21 protein-coding genes are annotated in these 22,740 nt (G+C 49.4%); 10 read left to right on the top strand and 11 right to left on the bottom strand.

The features are described from left to right. The 3 genes from AB7S66_RS02355 to yqeC all read right to left on the bottom strand — a co-directional run. Positions 1-509, bottom strand: a 509-nt coding sequence (locus tag AB7S66_RS02355; protein ID WP_428517767.1) for an XdhC family protein, incomplete at its 3' end; no start/stop codon positions are given. A 141-nt stretch (positions 510-650) separates the two neighbouring features. Next, entirely contained in the window at positions 651-2,453 is a 1,803-nt protein-coding gene (yqeB, locus tag AB7S66_RS02350; RefSeq protein WP_428517766.1) for a selenium-dependent molybdenum cofactor biosynthesis protein YqeB, read from the bottom strand. After that, the gene (gene yqeC, locus AB7S66_RS02345) at positions 2,450-3,154 is read right to left on the bottom strand and encodes a selenium cofactor biosynthesis protein YqeC (protein ID WP_428517765.1); all 705 of its coding nucleotides are present in this window, start codon (positions 3,152-3,154) and stop codon (positions 2,450-2,452) included. Before yqeC ends, yqeB begins: the two co-directional genes overlap by 4 nt. 94 nt (positions 3,155-3,248) lie before the next feature. Here yqeC and AB7S66_RS02340 point away from each other — a divergent pair, with 94 nt between their 5' ends. Then, a complete protein-coding gene (locus tag AB7S66_RS02340) occupies positions 3,249-3,869 on the top strand; it encodes a hypothetical protein (RefSeq protein WP_428517764.1) in 621 nt (206 codons plus the stop codon). 5 nt (positions 3,870-3,874) lie between these two features. Here AB7S66_RS02340 and AB7S66_RS02335 read toward each other — a convergent pair whose 3' ends face one another. Together AB7S66_RS02335 and AB7S66_RS02330 are read right to left on the bottom strand one after the other, a co-directional pair. Next, positions 3,875-4,549, bottom strand: coding sequence for a response regulator transcription factor (locus tag AB7S66_RS02335; RefSeq protein WP_428517763.1), 675 nt, complete (start codon positions 4,547-4,549; stop codon positions 3,875-3,877). Between the two features lie 137 nt (positions 4,550-4,686). Beyond that, positions 4,687-6,024 (bottom strand): acetate kinase, encoded by a 1,338-nt coding sequence (locus AB7S66_RS02330; RefSeq protein WP_428517762.1) that lies wholly within the window; start codon positions 6,022-6,024, stop codon positions 4,687-4,689. A 127-nt stretch (positions 6,025-6,151) separates the two neighbouring features. Between AB7S66_RS02330 and AB7S66_RS02325 the strand changes: the two genes are divergently transcribed. Then, on the top strand, positions 6,152-7,201 hold the full coding sequence (locus AB7S66_RS02325; protein ID WP_428517761.1) for a hypothetical protein: 1,050 nt from the start codon (positions 6,152-6,154) through the stop codon (positions 7,199-7,201). On the opposite strand, the gene murB is transcribed toward AB7S66_RS02325, so the two are convergent. Further along, complete coding sequence (gene murB, locus AB7S66_RS02320; RefSeq protein ID WP_428517760.1) at positions 7,161-8,078, bottom strand: UDP-N-acetylmuramate dehydrogenase; 918 nt, start codon at positions 8,076-8,078, stop codon at positions 7,161-7,163. The two genes, AB7S66_RS02325 and murB, sit on opposite strands and share 41 nt — an antisense overlap. Positions 8,079-8,129: 51 nt before the next feature. On the opposite strand from murB, the gene cysS reads away from it, so the two are divergent. The 4 genes from cysS (at position 8,130) to AB7S66_RS02300 (ending at position 13,390) form a co-directional block, all read left to right on the top strand. Beyond that, positions 8,130-9,545: a cysteine--tRNA ligase gene (gene cysS / locus AB7S66_RS02315; protein WP_428517759.1), complete on the top strand. Its 1,416-nt coding sequence runs from the start codon at positions 8,130-8,132 to the stop codon at positions 9,543-9,545. Positions 9,546-9,572: 27 nt separating this feature from the next. Then, the gene (locus AB7S66_RS02310; RefSeq protein WP_428517758.1) at positions 9,573-10,091 is read left to right on the top strand and encodes an RNA polymerase sigma factor; all 519 of its coding nucleotides are present in this window, start codon (positions 9,573-9,575) and stop codon (positions 10,089-10,091) included. A gap of 5 nt (positions 10,092-10,096) precedes the next feature. Then, positions 10,097-10,633 (top strand): anti-sigma factor family protein, encoded by a 537-nt coding sequence (locus AB7S66_RS02305; RefSeq protein WP_428517757.1) that lies wholly within the window; start codon positions 10,097-10,099, stop codon positions 10,631-10,633. A gap of 102 nt (positions 10,634-10,735) precedes the next feature. Then, positions 10,736-13,390, top strand: a complete 2,655-nt coding sequence (locus AB7S66_RS02300) for a valine--tRNA ligase (protein ID WP_428517756.1) — start codon at positions 10,736-10,738, stop codon at positions 13,388-13,390. A gap of 131 nt (positions 13,391-13,521) precedes the next feature. Here AB7S66_RS02300 and AB7S66_RS02295 read toward each other — a convergent pair whose 3' ends face one another. Beyond that, positions 13,522-13,695 (bottom strand): hypothetical protein, encoded by a 174-nt coding sequence (locus AB7S66_RS02295; protein ID WP_198890840.1) that lies wholly within the window; start codon positions 13,693-13,695, stop codon positions 13,522-13,524. Between the two features lie 273 nt (positions 13,696-13,968). Here AB7S66_RS02295 and AB7S66_RS02290 point away from each other — a divergent pair, with 273 nt between their 5' ends. Continuing rightward, positions 13,969-14,211 (top strand): hypothetical protein, encoded by a 243-nt coding sequence (locus tag AB7S66_RS02290; protein ID WP_428517755.1) that lies wholly within the window; start codon positions 13,969-13,971, stop codon positions 14,209-14,211. Between the two features lie 336 nt (positions 14,212-14,547). Here AB7S66_RS02290 and AB7S66_RS02285 read toward each other — a convergent pair whose 3' ends face one another. The 3 genes from AB7S66_RS02285 to AB7S66_RS02275 all read right to left on the bottom strand — a co-directional run bounded on the left by AB7S66_RS02285 (position 14,548) and on the right by AB7S66_RS02275 (position 19,010). Continuing rightward, a complete protein-coding gene (locus AB7S66_RS02285) occupies positions 14,548-15,831 on the bottom strand; it encodes a peptidase U32 family protein (RefSeq protein ID WP_428517754.1) in 1,284 nt (427 codons plus the stop codon). Then, entirely contained in the window at positions 15,821-18,283 is a 2,463-nt protein-coding gene (gene lon, locus AB7S66_RS02280) for an endopeptidase La (RefSeq protein WP_428517753.1), read from the bottom strand. The genes AB7S66_RS02285 and lon overlap by 11 nt, the downstream gene beginning before the upstream one ends. 82 nt (positions 18,284-18,365) lie before the next feature. Then, the gene (locus AB7S66_RS02275) at positions 18,366-19,010 is read right to left on the bottom strand and encodes a queuosine precursor transporter (RefSeq protein ID WP_428517752.1); all 645 of its coding nucleotides are present in this window, start codon (positions 19,008-19,010) and stop codon (positions 18,366-18,368) included. Positions 19,011-19,168: 158 nt separating this feature from the next. Between AB7S66_RS02275 and arcC the strand changes: the two genes are divergently transcribed. After that, positions 19,169-20,113 carry a carbamate kinase gene (gene arcC / locus AB7S66_RS02270; RefSeq protein ID WP_428517751.1) on the top strand — a complete coding sequence of 315 codons (945 nt, stop codon included), beginning with the start codon at positions 19,169-19,171 and terminating at the stop codon, positions 20,111-20,113. Continuing rightward, the gene (locus AB7S66_RS02265; RefSeq protein ID WP_428517750.1) at positions 20,103-20,654 is read left to right on the top strand and encodes a hypothetical protein; all 552 of its coding nucleotides are present in this window, start codon (positions 20,103-20,105) and stop codon (positions 20,652-20,654) included. Before arcC ends, AB7S66_RS02265 begins: the two co-directional genes overlap by 11 nt. Here the strand turns inward: AB7S66_RS02265 and AB7S66_RS02260 are convergent. Next, on the bottom strand, positions 20,610-21,884 hold the full coding sequence (locus AB7S66_RS02260; protein WP_428517749.1) for a DUF4105 domain-containing protein: 1,275 nt from the start codon (positions 21,882-21,884) through the stop codon (positions 20,610-20,612). The two genes, AB7S66_RS02265 and AB7S66_RS02260, sit on opposite strands and share 45 nt — an antisense overlap. 84 nt (positions 21,885-21,968) lie before the next feature. On the opposite strand from AB7S66_RS02260, the gene recO reads away from it, so the two are divergent. Further along, positions 21,969-22,724, top strand: a complete 756-nt coding sequence (gene recO, locus AB7S66_RS02255; protein WP_428517748.1) for a DNA repair protein RecO — start codon at positions 21,969-21,971, stop codon at positions 22,722-22,724. The last annotated feature ends 16 nt before the right edge of the window (positions 22,725-22,740 follow it).

Below are 22,740 nucleotides of genomic sequence, written 5' to 3'. Positions count from 1 at the left end.
TCAAAGGTGTTTGCAACCTTCTTCTTGCTGCCGATCATGCCTATGTAGGAGTGGGGTAGGCGCAGTGTCTTCTCCAGGCAGAGCCTATCATAGGCATGCCCTCTCGTGGCGATGATGAAGTACGGTCTGATCCATGATTGAGGCCTTTCGAGAACCTCTTCAAACGAGGCACAGAGACAGGTAGCCTGGGGGAACCGTTCCTGATTGCAGAATTCTGGACGATCGTCCACGATCGTGACCCGTAAGGCAAGGTCGATTGCGAGATGGTAGAGATCGAGGGCAATATGACCACCTCCAAAGATGACCAGATGTACATCACTGGAAAGTCGCTCCCTGAGGAAGCTGGGGTCATCCCAGTCATGCTCGCCTCTCCCAAGGCTGGCAATGACCTTCTGGTTCTGCAGGATTGCCTCATCTCCTGTGTAAGGACCCTGTATTATAGTCCTGCGCTCGACGATATCATGTTTCAATGCACTGAGCAGTTGTGTGTAGTAATGTTGCCTATCCATGGTTCCTCCTGGCAAGGACAGTGTGTTTACTCCATTCTAACGGATTGAAGGTAAAATATCCATTGCTGACAGCAATGGATAATGGAAAGATCACTACACCCGGTCCTATCCAGAGCCGGGTGTGACCCTGTTTGTATCGTCTCAGGCTCTGCTGAGGAACCCGTCTACGGCTTCCAGAACAGCACCTCCAATTGCCATGGCTTTCTCACTTACCGTGGTATGGTCAGCATGCTCGCCACGGGGGTCGATATCCGCAATCTTGAAGTGTTCTGGAACTTCCAGCCCATTGTTCAGCAATCCCCTGAGTTTTCCGTCGATGGTTGCGATGACATCGACATCCCCAACCTTGGCAATCACCTCACCCTGCTTAACCAGGTCACCAATCTGGTGATCACTCATGAAGACACCGGCTGCAGGACTGTGCAATACCCGTTCTTTGCCATATCCGGCGATGACCCCTGGGGTTCCTGTGTCGGGCAATGCGGATCCTTCACTCAGGATTCTCGCAAGGCTATGTCCTCTCATGGTCTCAATGACCAGGTCACAATCCTTTTTTGCCACGAATCCAGGACCGAGGGCGATTACCAGTGGAGCATCGGTGATGGAGGTGCCGATATTCTTCTTGGCCATGATGGCATCCACCACACAGACCGGTTTTACTCTCTTGATCTGTTCACCCTCCGGGTCAGCCAGGACAGGTATGATGCCTGCTTCCATCTTTGCATAGGCATCCTTCAAGTCATTGCAACGGGATGCTTCCACTCCCTCTATGGTTATCGTATTGCTGTACATTGCCTGTGCGATACTGACGGTTCTCCTGATGACCGTTGGTTGCTCAGTTTCCAGTACCAGGACATGATACCCTGCTCTGAAGAGACGGAGGATGACCCCTGTAGCCAGGTCGCCTCCCCCACGGACCACAATCATCTTGTTTGCCTTGTGCTTGAGGCTTTGGCCACTGCGGTTGTTGAAAACCTTCATCACTTCACTTAGTACAGAAAGTGCAATCTCCTGCGGGGTTTCAGTGCCGATGTCCAGTCCAATAGGACAGTGCAATCGCTTCAGATCATGTTGTTCAAGGGTGAGGGAAGCAAGCAGCTTCTTTGCCTTGTGCCTGGAGCCAAGCACCCCAAGATAGGCAATGTCCCTCTCCAGGAGCAATTTGGTGGTTTCTGGCCCAAAGGCATGGCTTGCAATAATACAAGCTGTATACTCATCGGTTTTGACATTGTTCAGTGCTTCAGCAAGGGTTGGGGCAACCTCACGTTTTTTTGAGAAGGTAAAGAGATCTTCCGTGGCAAAGTCTTCACGTGTTTCAACCACTTGGGTGGGAATCCCCACGAAGTGGGCGAGTTCCGCGATTGCCTGGTTAACATGCCCTCCGCCGATCAGAAGGAGGTTGTGGTAGTTCACCGGGAGACTGAGATGACAGGTCCATGAGCCGGTTTCCACCAAGGTGGTACTTTTCTTGTTGAGTGCCTCCTGGGCGTGACTGAGGAATGTGGGATGTACATCCCCTATGGTGGCTCCTCCTTCGCAGAGTCCGAGCAAAGCCACTGATGGTTGCAACTGCAGACCAAAAACATGGTCAAGTTCATACGACTCCCACCGCCTGAAATCGATGAATGCTTTTCGCTCAACATCCGTGGTACAGCGGAGGAGGAAGAGATAGACGACACCTACACTTACCTCGTCTTCCATCTGGACGGTGAAGTGGATATGACGGTATGTCTCATCATTGCTGATCAGGTTGAGGGACTGGCTGAGTACGTAGGCCTCGAGCTCTCCTCCCCCGACAGTCCCGGTGATCCTTCCTTTTGTATCAATGACCATGGACCCTTGGTTTCTGCTGGTGGATCCTTCAGTCCTGATGATGGTTGCATACACAAAGTCCTCTTTGTGTTCACTCAAGTATGCTGCTGCTTCAAATACTGTGTGTTTCATGGCACTTTCCTTTCTATGAGAACATTTTGCTCAAGGGAACCAAAAAACAAGGGCAGATCAGGGAACGCTCTACGTATCTCCTCAATCTTGCTCCAGTCGGTTCTCTCTGCTTGGTTGAAAAGTATAGCGTGAACACCCTTCATGCCCTTCTGGATGCCTTCTGGATGGGTAAGCAAGAAGGAGTAGGTCTCTTCATCGATGAGACGGTCAGGCATGGCTTCACATCCGAAGCAGTGTTCACTGAGTCGCTTGCCGAAGACGGAAAAAGAAGCAATTGCCAAGGTAGCGGTAGTGAATTCCGGTACCACTGGATCCCGCTCACTATGTAGCTTAAGGCCCATCCTGCGAGCTCCATCTGCTTCCAGCAAGAGCACATCATAGTGTTCCTTCAAATATTCGAGATCTTTGAGAGGCGGCGCTTCTGCCTTGATGGGACCTCGTCTTGCGTAGAAAACCCGCTCACCCTTCTTGCATGGGTATGAGAACACATCATCATCCCAGAAGTAGCGGTCACAGTGATAGTCCCTGTCTTCTGGGTAAAGTATTTTCGTTGTGGTGGAGACAAGGACCCGCTTCATCTCAGCTGCGTAGGCATCAGATAGCTGTATCAAAGCAGTGGTTTTGCCTCCGCTTCCTGTAATGCAGATACAGCTCTCACTCCCATGGAAGTGCTTCTGCAGGGATGTAATCAATGTTGCCATACTTCAATGTAGCACCACAGGTGGCTATCTTGCAACTATTGCCGTGATTTCTTTCTGCACTGGTATTGGCATCATTCTCTGCTAGGCTGGAGGAATGAACAAAAGGGAAACAGGATTTGCAGGAGCTGATATCATTGGTAATCGTTATGTGCTCTGTGTCCTCGACCAGGAGGGCAAGCGCCCTCACTATGCAAGAGGACGTGCTGACACATTGAAGGGTAGGGAGAAGTTCTTTGCCACCATTCCCCCAGACACCCCGCTTATGATTGTGGAATCAGAGCTGGCAGTGCTTTCTCTGCATCTCCTTGGTGAATCATCCGTGTTTATCCAGAAAGAGAAAGAAACCTATGCAGTTTGGGAGAAGGCAGGAATCAAGAGGGGGGAGCGTATGGCAAATTTTGCTGCTAACCTCCTTCAATCACATTTACAGCAGGTCCCTCTTTCGAAGAGGGAGCAATTGAAACTGCTGGAGATACAAGGAAGGGAGCTGGAAAGGATTCAGCGGATAACCGATGAAAGTCTCTCCATTATCGAGAAGATCCAAGACGGGAGTGCAACCGAAGAGGATGTTTCCCAGGCCTTTGAGAATGAGTATGAGAGCAGGGTCGGACCATTACTGCCGGATGATGAGACGGAGGAAAATTGCTCGCCATTTGCAGAAGAGGACGATAGCTTTCTGGCAGACCTCTACCGGTTACTGGAAAAGATACAGTGAGATTGTCAGTTCTTGTAGGTGTAGCCGATTCCCCAGATGGTTTTGATCCTGGTTCCATACGATCCCAGTTTCTTTCTGAGCGTAGCAATCTGGACATCGATTGATCGGTCGGTTACCGGGTAATCATCTCCCTTGACCTTGGTGATGATCTGGTTCCTGGTGAAGACTTGCTCAGGGTTCGATGCCAAAAGATAGAGCAAGGCAAACTCTGTTGCAGTGAGTTCAATCTCTTCCCCATCAAGCATGCACTGATGTTTTTGCTGGTCCATGACAAGGCCGTCAGCTTGTACCATGAGGTGTTGCTGTCCCATTTCCTGTGTTCTTCTCAGTACTGCCCTGATCTTGCTTGCAAGGACTTTTGCACTGAATGGCTTGCTCAGGTAGTCATCAGCTCCAAGCTCCAGGGCTGTGATGATGTCACTCTCTTCCCCTCTCGCTGAGACCACGATGATGGGTACAGGGTTGTTCAGCTGATAGCGAGCAGACTTGATGGTGGAGAGGCCATCGAGGACCGGCATCATGATATCGAGCACCATAAGATCAATGTGATGACTCTTGAGCAAGTCCAAGGCCTGTGCGCCATGTTCAGCTTCCAGGACCGTATATCCGAGGGATGAGAGTGTGTATCTCTCCAATTCCCGGATATCACCATCATCTTCAACAACCAAGATAGTTTCCATGACCATACACTACTTGCATTGCATCGTGAAAGCAAGATTATCCCGGTGTTTTCATAGATTTCTCATAGATTTCCAGGACAAAAAACCACGCAGGGCTTATCCCAAGCGTGGTTCACAAGAAAAAATGTTATTGCTTTTCAGCGTGGCATTGCCAAAATAGTCGCAAGCTCTGGATTCTTCTCGATGTTCTTCTGGAGATCCTTCTCACGGCTCTTGTTCACATAGTCCTTGTCCTCGAAGGTGTAGTGGAAATTGGTATGTACGTCATAGGTGCCGTTCATGAGTGCATAAGCATCCTCAGTCATGACCAATTCCTCATCGGTCGGAATCACCAGGATCTTTATTTTCGAATCATCGGTATTGATCTCGAACTCGCCGTTCCTGCTGAAACAGACCTCATTCTTGTGTTCATCAATGATTGCACCAATGGCTTCCAATCCCTGACAGGCCCCGAGGCGGATATGGCGAGCCATCTCCCCGACACCGGCGGTGAATACAATTGCATCCAATTTGTCACCGAAGAGGGTGGCATAACCACCGATGTACTTTGCAATCCTGCGGGTTTCCATCTTGATGGCCAGTGCTGCTTTCTTGTCCCCTTCCAGGCTTGCCTTGAGTACGTCCCTCCGGTCGCTCTTTCCACACAAACCGATCAGGCCACTCTTCTTGTTGAGAACCGTGTCCATTTCTTTTGCACTCATGCCGGTTTTGTCCATCATGTAGGGAATGATGGCGGGGTCGATATCTCCACTTCTCGAACCCATGATCAACCCCTCAAGAGGGGTAAGACCCATGGAGGTGTCAATACAAACACCATTCTTCACTGCACTGATGGATGCACCGTTTCCGATATGGCAGATGATGACATTCGTATCTTCATTCTTCTTGCCCAACAGGACTGCTGCACGCTTTGCACAGTAGAGATGGCTGGTTCCATGGAAGCCGTAGCGTCGTACATTGTAATCAGTGTACCACTCATAGGGAACGGCATACATGAATGCTTCCTCAGGCATGGTCTGATGCCATGCAGTGTCAAGGATGATGGCTTGGGGAACAGAAGGCATTGCCTTCCTCGCTGCTTCGATGCCCATGATATTGGCAGGCATGTGCAATGGGCCAAGGTGGGTTACCTTCTTCAGTTGTTCGATGACTTCATCGGTTACCAATGCAGACTGCTTGAATACCTCTCCACCATGCAGGACACGGTGCCCAACAGCCCCGATATCAGTCAAGTCACTGATGACCCCATACTCATCATCAAGAAGCATCCTGATGATCAACTCAATTGCTTCTTTGTGAGTAGGGGAGGAAAACTCCGCATGATATTCCTCTTTGCCATTTGCCTTGTGCTCAATGGTGGAATATTCCAGTCCGATGCGTTCTACGACACCAACAGCAAGAATATCTTTGTTGATCCAGTCGTACACCTGGTACTTGGCAGATGAACTACCACAGTTCAAGGTTAAAATTACCATGAATGACTCCTATTGTCTCTCTATAACACTTTGTTAATTGATTGCAAAAGATACCTATCCATTAAAACATTAATGGGCGGAATAATCAACATGAAGTGAAAAAAGAACCTTTAGTTCTTTTCCCTTTATGAAGGTATTTCTTTGCCTGTGGTTTTGGGCACTTCCTCTCTGCCTGTACGCGCAAACAACAGTACAAGGTTCGTTTATTCCTCTGCAGAAAGCCCTGAACATTGAGTACCATAGTGAGGAAGAGAGAAAAGATTCCCGCTTTAGGTTCTCCCTCTCTTCCTCTGGGGTGCAGTTTGAGCCATATGTTTCCTATGAGGGAAAAGTCTGGAGTTTCAGTTATGAACCCAGGAATTTCCTGGGAAGGGTATGGTTCAGCAGTTCATTGGAAAAGCAAGACCTACGTCTTTCCTACCTGTATAGGAAAGAGAATAACAGGGCCTTTCACCTACAGGGAAGGCTAGGAGGATTGGCATACCAGCTTGCAAAAGGACACACTTCCGGCCCATCGGTATATTCGTGGAATGAACAACCAGGAAAGGTGTATCTCTTCTGGGATCAAGAGAGCCCTCATGTGGATCTTGCCCTTGTCGCATCCTGGGCTGAGGGAGAGCACTTTTCTCTCTCCCACGATATCACAATCTCACAGGGAGCCCTCACATTCGATTGGGAGTTCGGGGGGACCCGTGAGAGGCAATCGCAATCGGTCTCCCTGCAGATGAATAGTCATGGTATTCAGGCAGTATGGAGCGGGGAGGTGCAAACAGGGGCCTCCCCAATATTTGGTGGGCAGAGGCAAGAGATGGAACAATCTGTACACTCCAGAATCAGCTATACATGGAAGACGGTTACCTTGGAGAGCAGTTTTGATAGGTGGGTGAAAACCAGAACATCTGGAGAGCAGAGCAGGAAGACCAGCTACCAAGTATCAGGACAGTGGCTGGGCTACACAGTAGATGTCACTTGGGACAGTACTGATGGAATGTCATTGGGGATGAAGGCAGAACAGGGAACAGTCAGCCTTGGCAGCGATGGCATTGCCTTCTCCCTGCTTCTTAGGAAGGGCCCCTTGTCTCTCACCATCGAAAAAGATGTCAAGGAGCAGTTGTCGCTTACCTACTCATTTCGTTTTACCACCGGCCCAGATAGTGGATCTCTTCTTGCAATGTGATGTGGAACTCTCTCTGCACCGTAGTTCTGATGTACTCGATCAGGGCTCGTACATCTTCACTGGTGGCTTTCCCTTCCTTGTTGATGATGATGTTGGCATGGGTTGGTGAGATGCTGGCTCCCCCGATCGTATACCCCTTGAGATTGCAGGCATCAATGAGGGCAGCTGCCTTCTTGCCATCAGGGTTCTTGAAAATTGAACCAAGGCTTGGATAGTCATACAGGCCTTCATACTTACGATGTTTTTTAACCGTGTCCTTTCGTTTCCTTACCTCACTGGTTTGTGTGGTCGGCTTTAACCGGAACCCTGCTTCATAGATGATCAAATCATCCCTGCCGGTAAAAGGTGAGTGGCGATACGAGAACTCATCCTGATGTATTTGCATCCTATGAAGTTTCCCATCCAAGGTCATATAGTCGACATAGTAGAGCAGGTCCCCAATCTGTACACCGTTTGCCCCGCTGTTCCCATGGATGGCGCCACCCACTGTGCCGGGGATGCCGCCGAGCATTTCCAGCCCTTCCAGTCCGTCCTCAATTGCCTGTGAGATGGCCTTATCCAGAGGACAACCTGAGAGGACACAAAACATCTCCCCTTGTACATGTCTTCGGGCAAGGTGGCCGGTGAGAATGACGAGTCCATCGACACCCTTGTCACTGATCAAGGTATTGGTTGCTCCCCCAAGAATTGAGAGGGGAAGGTTATTGTCCTTTGCATGGTTTATCAGGATTCTCAGTTCCTCGAAATTATTGGGATAGGCAGCCCATTGGGCATTCCCACCACACTGAATACTACTGTGTGAAGCGAGTTCCAGATTCTCCATGAGCAGATGGTCAAGGTTGATTTTTTCAATACGATTGCGTACATTGGTAGGCATGGAGACATCTTACCCCCTTTTTTGGGGGTGGGCAACCTAAAGGAGCTCTCAATGCCTGTCTTTCTCTATAATACCATGAGTCGTAGTTTGGAAGCATTTGAACCATTACACGATAAGGAGGTAGGTCTCTACACATGCGGACCTACTGTATACAACTATGCACATATCGGAAATCTGAGGACCTTCCTGTTTGAGGATCTCCTTAAGCGCACACTGCTTGTCTCCGGTTTCAAGGTAAACCATGTCATGAATATCACTGATGTCGGACACTTGACCGGAGATGGGGACGAAGGTGAGGACAAGATTGAAAAGATGGCAAGCCAGACCCATAGGAGTGTCTGGGAGATTGCCCAGTTCTATACCGATGCATTCTTCAAGGATTATGATGCATTGAATATGATCCGGCCCAGTATAGTATGCAAGGCAACCGACCATATCCAGCAGATGATTGATCTGATCAAGAGGCTGGAGGAGAGCGGTCATACCTATGTCAGTGGAGGCAATGTCTATTTCAGCATCGATTCAATTCCCGACTACGGCAAGCTGGCTCGCCTTGATCTCGATTCCCTCAAGACCGCTGTTCGTGATGATGTAAGCAGTGATGCCAACAAGAGAAATCCCAAGGATTTCGTTCTCTGGTTCACCAAGAGCAAACATGGGGAGCAGGCGATGATGTGGGATTCCCCATGGGGAAAGGGCTTTCCTGGTTGGCATATTGAGTGCTCCGCGATGAGCATGCACTACCTGGGGGAGTCGTTTGACATCCACTGCGGCGGGATTGATGCAATTCCTGTGCATCACACCAATGAAATTGCGCAGAGTGAGGCTGCAACCGGTAAGCAGTGGGTAAAGTACTGGATGCATGGTGAATTCCTCTTGGATGAGACCGGGAAGATGAGCAAGAGCAAGGGAGAATTCCTTACTCTTGATTTGCTGAAGCGCAAGGGCTACGATGCAATGGATTACCGTTATTACTGTTTGGGCGGCCATTACCGCAGTCAGCTGAAGTTCAGCTTTAAAGCGCTCGATACTGCCCGTAAGGCTCGTAGGAATGTAGTGGAACGTATCCAGGGTCTGCTGAAGGACGGTGCCAAGGTAGTTTCCCTGAAGAGTGAGAAGGCTCTGCACTACAAAGAGACCTTCCTTGAGCATTTGCAGCATGATCTGGGAAGTCCCAAAGGGCTTGCTGACCTTTGGGGGGTGCTGAAGGATGAGGAACTGGACGGAGATGAGAAGTACTCCCTCATCATGTTCTTTGATCAAGTGTTCGGTCTTGATCTTGCATCTGTTGAGTTGCCGAAAGAAGAATCGTTTCCTCCTGAGGCAATCGCACTGCTCGAGAAGAGAGTGCAGGCGAAGAAGGAAAAGAACTGGCCGCTTGCTGATGCTTTGCGTTCTGAGCTGGATGCAATGGGCTACCTTGTCAAAGACACCCCAACGGGAAGTTCTTTGGAAAAAAAGATGTAACTTGGTTACTGGTGAGTTGTTAACGTTATGGAAATACAAAGCAACGATGAGCGAGCCTTTCGGCAAGTGTATGAGCAGGTATTCCCGATATTGATGCGTGTGGTTTATCACGTAACCAATAACCAGGACCTTGCAGAGGAGATTTGTCAGGAAGCTTTCATCCGGTTCTTTGACAAAGGCATGGAGTTCGCTACCATCGATGATGCCAAGTATTGGCTTATCAGGGTTTCGAAGAATCTTGCCATCAACCAAGTGAAGCGGAAAGCCCGCGAGATGAACATGGTGGATAAATTGAAAAAGTATCCAGCCACGGGGGCGAATCATTCCGATGGATCCCAGGTATTGATGGAGAAGGAGACCAGGAAACTCGTACAGGAAGCAATTGACCAGCTACCTGAAAAGTTCCGCCTCGTCATAGTGATGAAAGAGTACACCGATATGGACTACAAGCAGATCGCACAGGTGTTGCATATTTCCGAAAGTAACGTGAAGGTACGAGTCTATCGGGCAAGGAAGATGCTCGAGTCGATTCTCAGCCAGGAGTGATGTGAATGTGTGTCGATGACGAATTGTTGAATACCTATTTGGATGGTGAATTACAGGAGCCTTGGAGGACCCAGGTCCAGGAACACCTAGGCTATTGTAACGCATGTCGCCAGAGACTTGAACAGCTTCGAGCCCTTCACCAGAAAGTTGCTGATGCTGTTCTGCCTGATTCAGAGATCTCTGCCCGGCAGGATCGTGTACTCCAATACTTTGAGAAAACACGTTTTTCCTCTTCAAGCAAGAAAATGCATATTTTTCGAAAGAAAATCCAGGTCAGGCTTGTACCTGCATTGATTACCTCTGCGGCAGCATTTGTAGTGGTATTTATCGGGGCATTCGTGCTCTTTGGGAACAGCGCCCAGCAAGGACAGGAAATCCTTCCTGGGGTTGCCCCCCCAATTGACAGTGCCCATATACAGCAAGTGACTGAAGTCCAGCAACCTTCCCTTGATATGTTCAGTTTGGAACAGATTGTCCAGCATCTGGATGCAATGGGGTATGCAGTGAAGCTGGAAGTGAAGGCGGTCACCCCTCTCGAATAGCATTCCGTTTATCTTCTCATGCCGAAGGCTCTGCATTCACTTGTAGAGCCTTCCCTATTTTGGTACTATGGGGAGACTCTTTTTCCCTGCAGGAGGCATAATGTGAAGGCTGTTGAGTTACCGAAGGCCTATGATCCGAAACAATTCGAGGCTCGAATTTACCAGCAATGGCTGGAAGAAGGAAAGTTCAAACCAGCTGAGGGCAAGGAACCTCCATTTACCATCGTCATGCCTCCTCCCAATGTTACAGGAATACTGCATATGGGCCATGCCCTGAACAACTCCCTGCAGGATATCCTGACCCGTTACTACCGGATGAGTGGGAGGACAACCCTCTGGCTTCCCGGTACTGACCATGCAGGTATCGCCACACAGCATGTGGTCGAACGTCAGCTGGCAAAAGAAGGCCTGCGACGTCAGGACCTGGGACGTGACAAGTTCCTGGAGCGGACCTGGCAGGTAAAGGAAAAGCATCATGGCATCATCACAGACCAGTTGAAGAAAATTGGTTGCAGCTGTGACTGGGAGCATGAACGATTCACCATGGATGAAGGCCTGAGCCAGGCTGTTCGGGAGAGTTTTGTCACCCTCTATGAGCGTGGCTTGATCTACAAAGGTGAATATCTGGTGAACTACTGTCCCAAGTGTGGTACAGCCCTTGCCGATGATGAGGTTGAGTACCAGGAGCTTGGTGGTTTCCTCTACGACGTACGTTATCCCTATAGTGATGGAAGTGGTTATATTACTGTTGCTACCACAAGGCCGGAGACAATGTTCGGCGATGTCGCCGTAGCTGTACATCCTGATGATGAACGCTATACCCACCTTGTCGGCAAGTTGGTCGATCTTCCCCTCACTGACAAGAAGATCCCCATCATAGCCGACAGCTTTGTGGAAATGGGTTTCGGCACCGGCATGGTGAAGATCACCCCTGCACATGACCCAAATGACTGGCAGTGTGGTATGCGCCATGGCCTTGAAAAGGTCAATGTGCTGAATCCTGATGGCACACTCAACGAGAACTGCCCTGAAAAGTACCGTGGCCTGAGTGCGGTCGAGGCACGCTCCTTGGTGGTTGCAGATCTGAAGGAACAGGGATTCCTGGTCAAGGAAGTTGTCCACAACCATGACGTCGGCCACTGTTACCGATGCCATACGGTCATCGAGCCGTATCTTTCCAACCAGTGGTTCGTGAAGATGGAAGGGATGGCCAAGAAGGCATTGCAGGCTTGGAAGGACGGGAAGGTGGTCTTCTATCCCAAGCGCTGGGAGAATACCTACACCCACTGGCTGGAGAACATCCATGACTGGTGTATCAGCCGACAGCTCTGGTGGGGACACCGTATTCCCGTCTGGGAATGCCAGGATTGTCATGAGATCATTGTAAGCCGTGATGATCCCACCTCCTGTCCCAAGTGTGGTTCCCGGAACCTCATCCAGGAGAGTGACGTGCTCGATACTTGGTTCAGCTCCTGGCTATGGCCATTCAGTACGCTTGGCTGGCCTGAGAAAAGTGCCGACTTGGAGCAGTTCTTCCCCACAAGCACCTTGGTTACAGGATATGACATCATTTTCTTCTGGGTAAGCCGGATGATCATGGCCTCCCTGGAATTCCTTGGTGAGGTCCCGTTCAAGGATATCTACATCACCGGTTTGGTACGTGACAAGCAGGGAAGGAAGATGAGTAAGAGTCTCGGTAATGGCATCGACCCCTTGGATGTCGTCTCCCAGTATGGTGCTGATGCCATGAAGTTCACCCTTGCTTATATGGCCACCCAGGGCCAGGACATTCTCATCGATATGGAAACCTTCAAGCTTGGGAGCCGTTTTGCCAACAAGGTCTGGAATGCGGCCCGTTTCCTCCTGATGAATCTTGAAGGGGTGGAACTGGGTGATATTGCCAAGGTTGAGTACAATACACTGGATAAGTGGATCTATAACCAACTCAACGAGGCAGTGGCAAAGATCAAGGTGGCCATGGAAAACTACAAGTTCAATGATGGTGCACAGGCTGTCTATGATTTCTTCTGGAATGACTTCTGTGACTGGTATGTCGAGAGTGCAAAACGTGGTCTGTATAGTGAAAAGCCTGAGGAGAAACAGCGGCAGGTAACCATCTTGCTTGACTTGCTTGCTGAGTCCATGCGCTTGATGCACCCCTTTGCTTCATTCATCAGTGAAGAAATCTACCAGAAGCTTCCCAATGTTGATGACCGATTGATCGGAAGCAAGTATCCAGTCTTCCAGAAAGAGCGGGAACATGCAGCTGAAGCTGCCCTTGTACAGAAAATGCAGGAGGCTGTTACCGCTCTCAGGGCAATGCGCTCTGAGTTGGGTATTCCAGTGGAGCGGAAGATCAGGGTAGTGGTGAAGTGTGACAAGGATTTCCCAGCCACTGAGTTCTTCGCCGAGCAGAAAGCATTGATGGCAACCTTTGCAGGGGCATCCTCAATCGAAGTGGACAGCAGTGATACCGTTGATGTTGCAGGAGCGTTCCCGGTGGCAGGGACTGGCTATGAGATGTATGTATTTGTCAGGGAAGCAATCGATGTGGAAAAGGAGATCGCCCGTCTGGAAAGCGATCTGGACAAGCATGACAAGAACCTCGCCAAGGTGATGGCAAAACTCTCCAACGAGAAGTTCCTCCAGAACGCCAAGGAGGAAGCTATCGAGAAAGAGAATGGTAAGAAAGCTGAGTTTGAGGAGAAGATTGAGAAAGGGAGGAAGCACTTGGCCCTACTCAAGAGTTTCCTGTAACAGAACATCCTGATAATGTTTCGATATTCCCCCCTGGAAGAATCATTCAGGGGGATTTTTCTATCCATTGGCCGGAATAAGTAAATAGGCGCCCTGTTCGGGCGCCTGATAAAACGAGTAAGGACTTTTTATTATTCGCCTTTCTCTGCCTGAATTTCTTTTCTGCGCTCTTTGGCAAGCTTTGCAATCTCAGCCAGGGCCTTGCGAGCTCTTGCAGCCGATACCTTGACTCCCTTCTCTGTGAACTTCTGGTTTTCTGCCAGATAGGTCTCATACTGCGCAACAATCTGCTCGTGAATAGTCATGTATTCCTCCATGTGTCTAGGTTAATTCATTCTACCATGATTTCACCCGTTCGCAAGGTAAAAAACCGGTATTTAGCGCTCTAAACGCAATTTTTCGGCCTTTCCGATCAAATCCTCTCCCTTTGAGCAACAAAAAGGACCATGGAGGTACATCAATACTACAGAGAACATGGTGATATGGGACAAGAAAGCTGAAGAAAATGAAAATTTGAAGAACTTTGCATTGATCACCCAGGCGGAAAGAAAGAGCAAGATGCGGCAAGACTGAAAAATATGCTGACCAAGGAAGCACTTGCAACGGCAAGATATAGAGGAATGTGGGGGATAAAGATAATCCTGGAGCCTGAATGGTACAAAGAGGGTGGGGTTGAACAGCATCGCACTCACCAACAACTCGATACAGGGGGTTTTGGCAACCTGCTTGGGGTCGCCACTGAGCATGGATGCGTTATGTCCCTTGAACAGGGAAAGCCCATAGGAGACGGGGTTGTGCCAGCATCGGTAAAGAGCAGATAGTCACCTCGAATCTCCTCGCAAAGCTCTTGTATCTCCTTTGCAGTATCATCATCAGAGCCGTCATCAGGAATCGGCCTTGAGCAGGCAGTGAACATACACAATGCCCAATGGTATGTTCCTCATTCCTGGCGTTGCTGCTGATCCCTTTTTGTAAGTCTTGATGGGTTGATCAGGCTCACCCTGTTTGGCATCTTCTCGCACAATATCCATGGATTGCACAAAAGGTGCATGTTCACCAAGAAAGCCGTAGTTATCATTGGGGGATGTGCTGCAGTTGCTCGTGTTTGGGAAAGGGGTAAAGCGATGCACAAAGTGATACAGAGACTACGCTTGTCTCTATTTAGGTACAGATTCCCTGCGGATGATATAACCTTTCTCGATCGGCTTGGTTGTTTTGATGTACTGGATCTTGCCATGGTCTGCTTGCCCTACCGGTATATGGTCAGCATCAAGCAGGGTGAATCCTTCATCCTCAATCTTCGGTACATCCTTGGCGATATACTCTATCTTCATGGTGTCCTTGATCTGGTTCTTCAATTCCAATGTGTAGATACCCTCAGCCACCTTCTCCCCGACAAACCCGCAGAAGAGATAGTTTCTCTCATATCCTTTCTCAGTGCTCTTGTCGATTGACTCTCCCCTGACAGGGTCTACCGGTCCGTGACCAAAGAAAAACCCCGTGGAGTATTCACGGTGGCTGATGTTGAACAGATCCTCACGGTATGCCCTCCAGCCCTCATCCCCGGTTCCCAGGTTATCGAGTGCTTTTCTGTATGCCCTGGTGACGACCGCCACGTAGTAGCTGCTCTTCATCCGTCCCTCAATCTTCAAGGAATCCACACCGGCTTCAACAAGTTCTCCCAAGTGGTCGATCATGCAGAGGTCCTTGCTTGAGAGTATGGTGGTATATCCGTCCTGTTCAGAAATAGGGTAGTAGACACCACTTCGTTGCTCTTCCTCCAAGGCCAACGCCCCACTTTTCAGGACTTCTTCGATTGCCTCTGTGGTTGCCAGGCGATAGTTCCACCTACAGGCATGGCTGCAGTCACCCTGGTTGGCACTTCTGCCTGCAAGATGGCTGGAGAGCAGGCATCGGCCGGAGTAGGCCATGCACATGGCCCCATGGACGAACACTTCCAGCTGTAGGTCGGGATTTGCATCCTTGATCCGTTTGATGTCATCGAGAGGGGTTTCCCTACCCAGTATTACTCGGGAAAAGCCCATCTTTCGATACATGGAGGCGCTGCTGGAATTGGTGCAACTGGCTTGGGTTGAGAGGTGAAGCTCAACATCGTCTCCCAGTGCATCCTGCAGGATGGGGACAAGTCCCAAGTCGCTGATGATGAACGCATCGAAGGGCCAGGAATTGATGGTTCCCATCTGCTCCTGCAAAGAGATGAGCTTCTGTTCATCGAAAATCATGTTCAGGGTACCATACAAGCGTTTCCCGCTTGATTGTTTCAAACGGGAAACCTCCTGTAAGTCTTTTTCGCTGAAGTTCCCGGCATTGGCACGCAAGGAGAAGTCGCTCAGTCCCATGTACGCTGCATCCGCACCATATTCAAATGCAAGACGCAACTTTTCTAGGTTTCCTGCAGGGCTGAGCAACTCAACGCTCACGCAATGCCTCCCGCACGGCAATGGCTACCGCCTTGCTGATCGTCTCTGCATCGCTGGAGGCTGAAGGCGTGGGGATTGGCTGCATGGCTTCTCGCTTCTCGTCTTCAGGGAAAGCGAGTGCCAGCACTTCCTCAATGCTTCCTACAAGGTGGAAGTTGATACCTTGGGTCACCTGTTCATCCAGTTTGTCCAGATCACGCTTGTTGAACTGTGGGATGATGATGTCCTTGATCTTGTTTCTTCTTGCAGCGAGGACCTTCTCCTTCAATCCACCGATCGGCATGACTTTCCCCTTCAGGCTCAATTCACCGGTCATGGCCAAATCAGGGGCCATGACTTGGTTTGTCACCAAGGAGTAAAGCGCAACAGTCATGGTAATACCAGCCGATGGCCCATCCTTTGGGGTGGCTCCTTCCGGCACGTGAAGATGGATTGAGTTGTGCTCAAACCAGCCGGGATCGATCTTTCGCTCCACTGCATGGGCTTTCACCCAGGTATAGGCAATGCTGACCGATTCCTGCATGACTTCCCCAAGCTGGCCGGTGAGTTTGATCTCTCCCTTGCCAGGGGTGTTCTGTGCTTCGATGATCAGGGTATCCCCGCCCATACTTGTCCAAGCAAGGCCGATAGCCATTCCTGGTCGGTCTGCTTTGAGTATCTCATCCTCAACAAAGATAGGTTGGCCAAGCAGTTCATATAACAATTTCTCGTTTATGGTTACCGGGAGTTTCTGCTCAGGATTCTCTATAAGCATGAGCGCAACCTTTCGGTTGATCTTATGCAGGGACTTCTCGAAGTTTCTGACCCCAGCTTCCCGTGCATACTCATCAGCAATCTTTCTGAGAATCTTGGATGGATAGCGAATTTCACTCTTGCCCAATCCGTGTTTCTCCAAGGATTTTGGTACCAGGTACTTCTTTCCGATGGCCAGTTTCTCGTCACTGGTGTATCCAGCTAGCTGGATGATTTCCATACGGTCAAGCAGTGGACGGGGTATCGTCTCCAGGGTATTGGCTGTCACAATGAACAGCACTTCACTGACATCGAAGGGAATGTCCAGATAGGTATCCCTGAATGCAGTATTCTGCTCCGGGTCAAGGACCTCAAGCAATGCACTAGCAGGATCTCCCTGGTAGGAGACTCCCATCTTGTCAATCTCATCGATCAGGAAAACGGGGTTCTTGCTCTTGGTGATTCTCAGGCCCTGGATGATCTTACCGGGCATGGCACCGATATACGTTCTTCGGTGTCCCTTGATCTCACTCTCGTCATTCATGCCACCAACTGAGAAACGGAAATACTCCTTTTTCAGGGACCTGGCGATGGAAACCCCCACACTGGTCTTACCAACTCCAGGGGGGCCGACAAGACAGATGATTGCACCCTTGGTGTCCTGTTTTTTCTTTCGTACTGCGAGGAACTCAAGGATACGATCCTTTACATCCTTCATGCCGTAATGGTCGCGCTCAAGGATTTTCCTGGCACTTTCAATGCTGAAGTTCTCTGGTTTTGGTTCCTTCCAGGGAAGGTCGCTGATGATCTCCAGGTAGGTCCTGGTGAGGGAATACTCAGGACTGGAAGGATCCATTCCTTCAAGTCTACCCATTTCACGGTCAACTGTTTCCTTAGCCTCTTCGGATAGGGGAAGGTTCTTGAATTTTGTCATCAAGCGGTTGATCAGGTCGGTCTTGGGGTTTGTGGAAAGTCCCAATTCCTGTTGGATGGACTTCAGCTCCTCACGTAAGAAGTACTCACGTTGGTTCTTCTCGATCTTCTGGTTCACCCGGGCCTGGATCTTGGCCTGGACCTGGGCGATGTTTTGTTCGTTCTTGATAAATACCAAGACCTTCTCGATACGTCGCCGTACCACCAGGGTCTCGAGAATTTCCTGTTGTTGTTTCCTCTCGACATTCAGGATGCTGGCAATGAAATCCGCCAATTTCCCCGGGTGATCGATATTGACCATGTTCAGCCGCATCTCTTCACTGAAGAGTTGGTTGTTCTTGGTCAGCTGTTTCATTTCCGTGAGCAAGAGACGAGTCCATGCACGGAGCTCTTCCTGCTCGTCCTCGATATCCTCAAGGTACTGAACCTCTGCGACCAGATAGGGTCCGCTAGGATAGTACTGTTTGGTCTCAAAACGCTTCAGCGTTGAGATGAAGATACTGATTCCTCCATCGGGGAGTTTGATTTTCTTGACGATTTTGGCAACTGTCCCTATCGTATAGAGATTTTTCTCTGAGTACTCCTCTTCGTCATTGTCTTCTTTGACAAGCAAAAGTCCAAGGAAACCACCGTGCTTGATAGCCTGGTTGACGATTTCGACATCTTGGTTGTCCGTGATCATCAACGGGGTGAATAGTCCTGGAAAAACTGGATTTCCAGTAACCGGGAGTATGAATAGATTATTGGGAAGCAGTTGCTCAATCGGCATCAGTTCCTGTTCAGACATAGCGCCTCCAATTACAAATACGTTCAGACAAGTGTGTAACTCGTCTGAACCAAAGGTACTCAATCTTTTTCCCAAAGGAAAGTCACTGCTTCTGTTTTGCCATCCATTTTACCCCCAGATAACAGAACGGGGTGTCGAGAAGGGCAAAGAGTACTTTAAAGAGCCAATAGGGAATGATCAGGGAGAATACATAGGCAACGGTAAACTTAGGCGTGAGGTGGTAGAATGCGATAAACATAAAGATAACGGTATCGATGAACTGGCTGGTCATCGTACTGAGATTGTTCCTGAGCCAAAGCATCTTTCCCTTATTCAATTTCTTGAATTGCAGGAAGATTGAGATGTCAATTGTCTGGCTGATGGCAAAGCTGATAAGGCTTGCCAGGCTCATACGCATGCTCATGCCGAAAATTTGCTGGTACTGAGTCTGCAGGTCCCATGTCTCATGCGGTTTGATCTGGATAAACAAGCCCGTTACCACAAACAGGACAACCAACATGATGATGGAGTACTTCACGAAGGTTGATGCGTGCTGGTGGCCTTTCACCTCTCCTACAATATCAGTAACCAAGAAGAGCACAGGCATGAAAAAGATTCCTACCGATACCCGTACGCCAAAGAGGCTGATAATCTTGCTTCCAATGGTGTTGACCATGATCATCCCTGTGATGTACAGGGCAAAGAGAAGGAATTCTTTTTTGTCCAATGCTGTTGTCTGTGTTTCCATGGGTTCCTCACCTACCTTTGCGCAAGTGTATCTGAAAAATTGGATTTGGGTCAAATACCAAAAGAGGTAAATTGCTCTGTAAAGTTGTTGCAATTTGTTGCAGTCATGCTATGATTACGATTGAACGCTAGTTCTGCATGAGTAAGGAAGGATTGAATATGGATAGTAAATTAATTGTCATTGCCATCGGGGGAAACTCCCTGATCGAAGACCCCAAGCATGTTACCGTTTCTGCCCAGTATGAGGCAGCACGAAAAACTGCTGCTCATATTGCTAAATTGGTTAAGGCAGGCCACCGTGTGGTCATTGCACACGGAAATGGGCCACAGGTAGGCTATATCCTGCTTCGTGCCGAGTTCTCCCGATCCATCTTGCACACTGTTCCCCTGGATAGCTGTGTCGCCGATACACAGGGAGCAATCGGTTATCAGTTACAGATGGCACTGAAGAATGAGTTCAATCGCATTCAACTCAATCCACAGGTTGCCACTGTGGTTACCCAGGTGGAGGTAGCTGATGACGATCCGTCATTCCAGAAACCGACCAAGCCGATTGGTTCCTTCATGAATAAGGAGGATGCACAATACCATATGGATCATGACGGATGGGTCTGCACAGAAGATGCAGGTCGTGGGTATAGACGTGTTGTTGCAAGCCCCAAGCCAAAAGCCATTGTGGAAATCGACACGATTCGAACCATGCTGGAGAACCGCATCATAGTTATCGCCGGCGGTGGGGGTGGTATCCCGGTAGTTCGGGATAAAGAGGGGTATCTTACCGGACGTGAGGCGGTCATCGACAAGGATTTGGCAGCAGCCCTGATGGCCAAGGAACTGAAGGCCGATCTGTTTGTCATTTCCACTGCTGTTGAGAAAGTCTGCCTGAACTTTGGGAAACCTGACCAGAAGACACTCGATACCATTACCGTAAAGGAAGCGGAGCAGTACATCAGTGAAGGTCATTTTGCTCCAGGAAGCATGCTTCCCAAGGTGCAGGCAATCGTTGACTTTGTACGTTCCACCGGTAATGAGGGGCTCATCACAGACCCTGAGCATCTCTATGGTGCCCTCTACGAGGGTAAGGGAACCAAGATTGTCCGCTAAAAAGCCCTATTTCAAGGACCGCCGCAGTGCTGTAATCAGCATTGCGGTTGTTGTGTTTCTTTTGGTCCTCGCAGTATTGGGAATTGACAGCAACAATGTCAGGCGATTGGGAGGGTATCAGAGACAGGCCTCCCTTTCCAGAGAAACGGTGGAAACGCAGATTTCCGATCGTTTCAGGTATGCAGCAACACTTTCCTCTCTGCTTGAGGACCAACGCCCCCTACAAAAGGTGGTATCTGCCTTTGAGACTGCTGATACAGTCGAGAGACAGAGCGAACTGTACCGTGAACTTGAAGAAGAGCTGGCAGTATTGCAAAAGGAACTCTATTCGGATCCCTCATACAATATCTATGGACCCTATTATGAGAAGATGTACGAGATCGAGCGGCAATTGGTTGATTCAATTGCAGAATACAATCTGCATGCAGATTACTTCAACAAGCAGATCAGGGCATTCCCCGCCAACCTGGTTGCAAAGAGGAACAATCTTGTGGAACTACCTCTTTATGCGGTTTCGTCTGCCCTGAAAAGTCGACCCTGAATAGAAGGCCGGAAGCAACAGGAGGATGATTCTCAGATTATCCTGTATGAAGAGCCCGGGAAGGATGAGCCTCCCGAGCAAGAGGATCACCATAACAGAAAGAGAGAAAGAGAGGACCTTTGATGTCTCTTTTTTTTGGAAGAGCAGGGTGAAAGCAGGTATGAAAAGCAGTGGATTGACAAAAAGTATGTTCAGGTTGTAGTAGGTCATGTCCATATCAGAGAAACTCATCATGAACAGCAACAATGAGCCCAGGACTGCCAAGACCAATAGCATGAGGGAGAGAATCACTCCCTTGATCCTGGGATGCTTCCTTCCAATTGCCAGGAGCAGCACCCCAACGGCAAGTCCACTGAGTCCATATGCCCAATCATAGGAAACTGGTTCTTCCGGTACGGTGAATCTCACTCCAAGCTCTTTCGTGTCCTGCAGGATATCCTCAGATTTGGCAAGCTTCGTACCATCGCTGTAGGTGAAGTCAAGCACCGACTGATGGAGAGCCTCAGGCAGGTACATCTCATCATAGCGATTCAATCTCTTATCAATATTCTTTCCTTGCAAGAAATCGAGGACCCAAAAGATCAAAGGGCTATGGATCATATTCTGCATTGCTGAATTTCTCAGTGTGGTCTCAGCTGATTCACTCTCCGCCCACCGTTGGAACTCTCCCCCGGTAGCTGCATTGATGATGTCACGGATACGAGTGGAACAGTTATCATCATAAAAATGGTACAGATAGGTTGAATACTCACTCTGGATGTTTTTCTGCAAGAAGGAGATGAGGGCAAACTTTGCCTCCTTGGGGAAGGAGAGTTCAATCATCTTGACATCTCTAATCTCATCAATTGCGTCCTGGATTCTCCAGGTAGCCTCGCTCGCCACTACATAGTAGTACATCCTTCCCATCGCAAAATTCAGGTAGAAGTGTGGTTGGTCAGGATCAAAGATGCCCCAATCATACATGACCTTTCCCCCTGAGGGCTGGGATATGACCAGCGCACTATGGCCGAACCATGCGTACAAGGGGTCACCAGGACCAATGGTGAGTAAGTGGATCTTTGTCTGGTCGATCCACGCCTCCTGGTTTGGTGCAAGTTCCTGGGAAAAATCGACAACTGACAGCTCCTTTACACTGTCAAAGGGTTGCTCGATTTCCCGTGGATGAATGCTCAAAGCCATAAGCGGAGAGAGCAGTGCCGGGAGTATGAGGATGAGGATGATTCGTTTCACCCGACAAATATAGCACAGAGTGCCCGCTCTTCCAACCAGTTGATTTTTTGCCCTGTTCAATCTACTCTTGCCGGTGGAGGGTCCATGGAGCGTAACGTATCGTCTTTGGCCATTGTACTGCATAGTCAACGGTACGGCCAACTGAACAGGCGGCTGAAGTTGCTCACGGTGGACTTTGGCATTATCGATGTGATGAGCTATGGAGCCCAGAAGTCTCTCAAGTCGGTCAAGGCTGAAGTATTTACCGATGGGCAGTTCTTTTTGTACTACAACCCGGTCAAGAAAGACTACACACTCAAGGATGTCACGGTGCTTGCTACCCATGATGAACTCAGGGAGTCCTTGCACCCGACCTATGCAGCCCTGTTTTTCTGTGAATTGCTTCTACAGGTGCATGGCGGGGAAAGCACCGATGAATATCGATTGCTCTCCCAGGCATTGGACCATCTGAGCTGTATGCCGGAGAAGACCGACCTGGTCATCATCCAGTTTGTGCATCAGTTGAGCAACCTGGTTGGGTTGCGAGCAGACTATTCTCGATGTCCTCTCTGTGACCGGCCCTATGGGAGGGACGAGATTGTGAGCTTTTCCACGAGCCTGCTTGCCCACTGCTGTGAAGCATGTGCCAGTCTCGATGCTGATCTCTTGCTCCCTCCTGGAGCCCGCAGGTATCTTGAGGTGACATCCTCCATGGACTTCGAGCAGAGTCTCCAGGTTCCTCTCAGCGATGCCGCCACACTGAGAATCAAGCGGTATCTGTTGCGATACGCACAGATGATCGGCCAGCGGATGCTCAAAACACTCTCTTCTCCTATATTGTGGGAGGCGACGAGTCTGTAAATGTGTATACTTATGT

Source organism: Sphaerochaeta sp. (genome assembly GCF_050178175.1).
In the GTDB taxonomy this organism is placed as follows: Bacteria; Spirochaetota; Spirochaetia; order Sphaerochaetales; family Sphaerochaetaceae; genus Sphaerochaeta.
The sequence above is the reverse complement of the archived record's forward strand: the minus strand, read 5'-3'. Positions and strand labels throughout refer to the sequence as shown.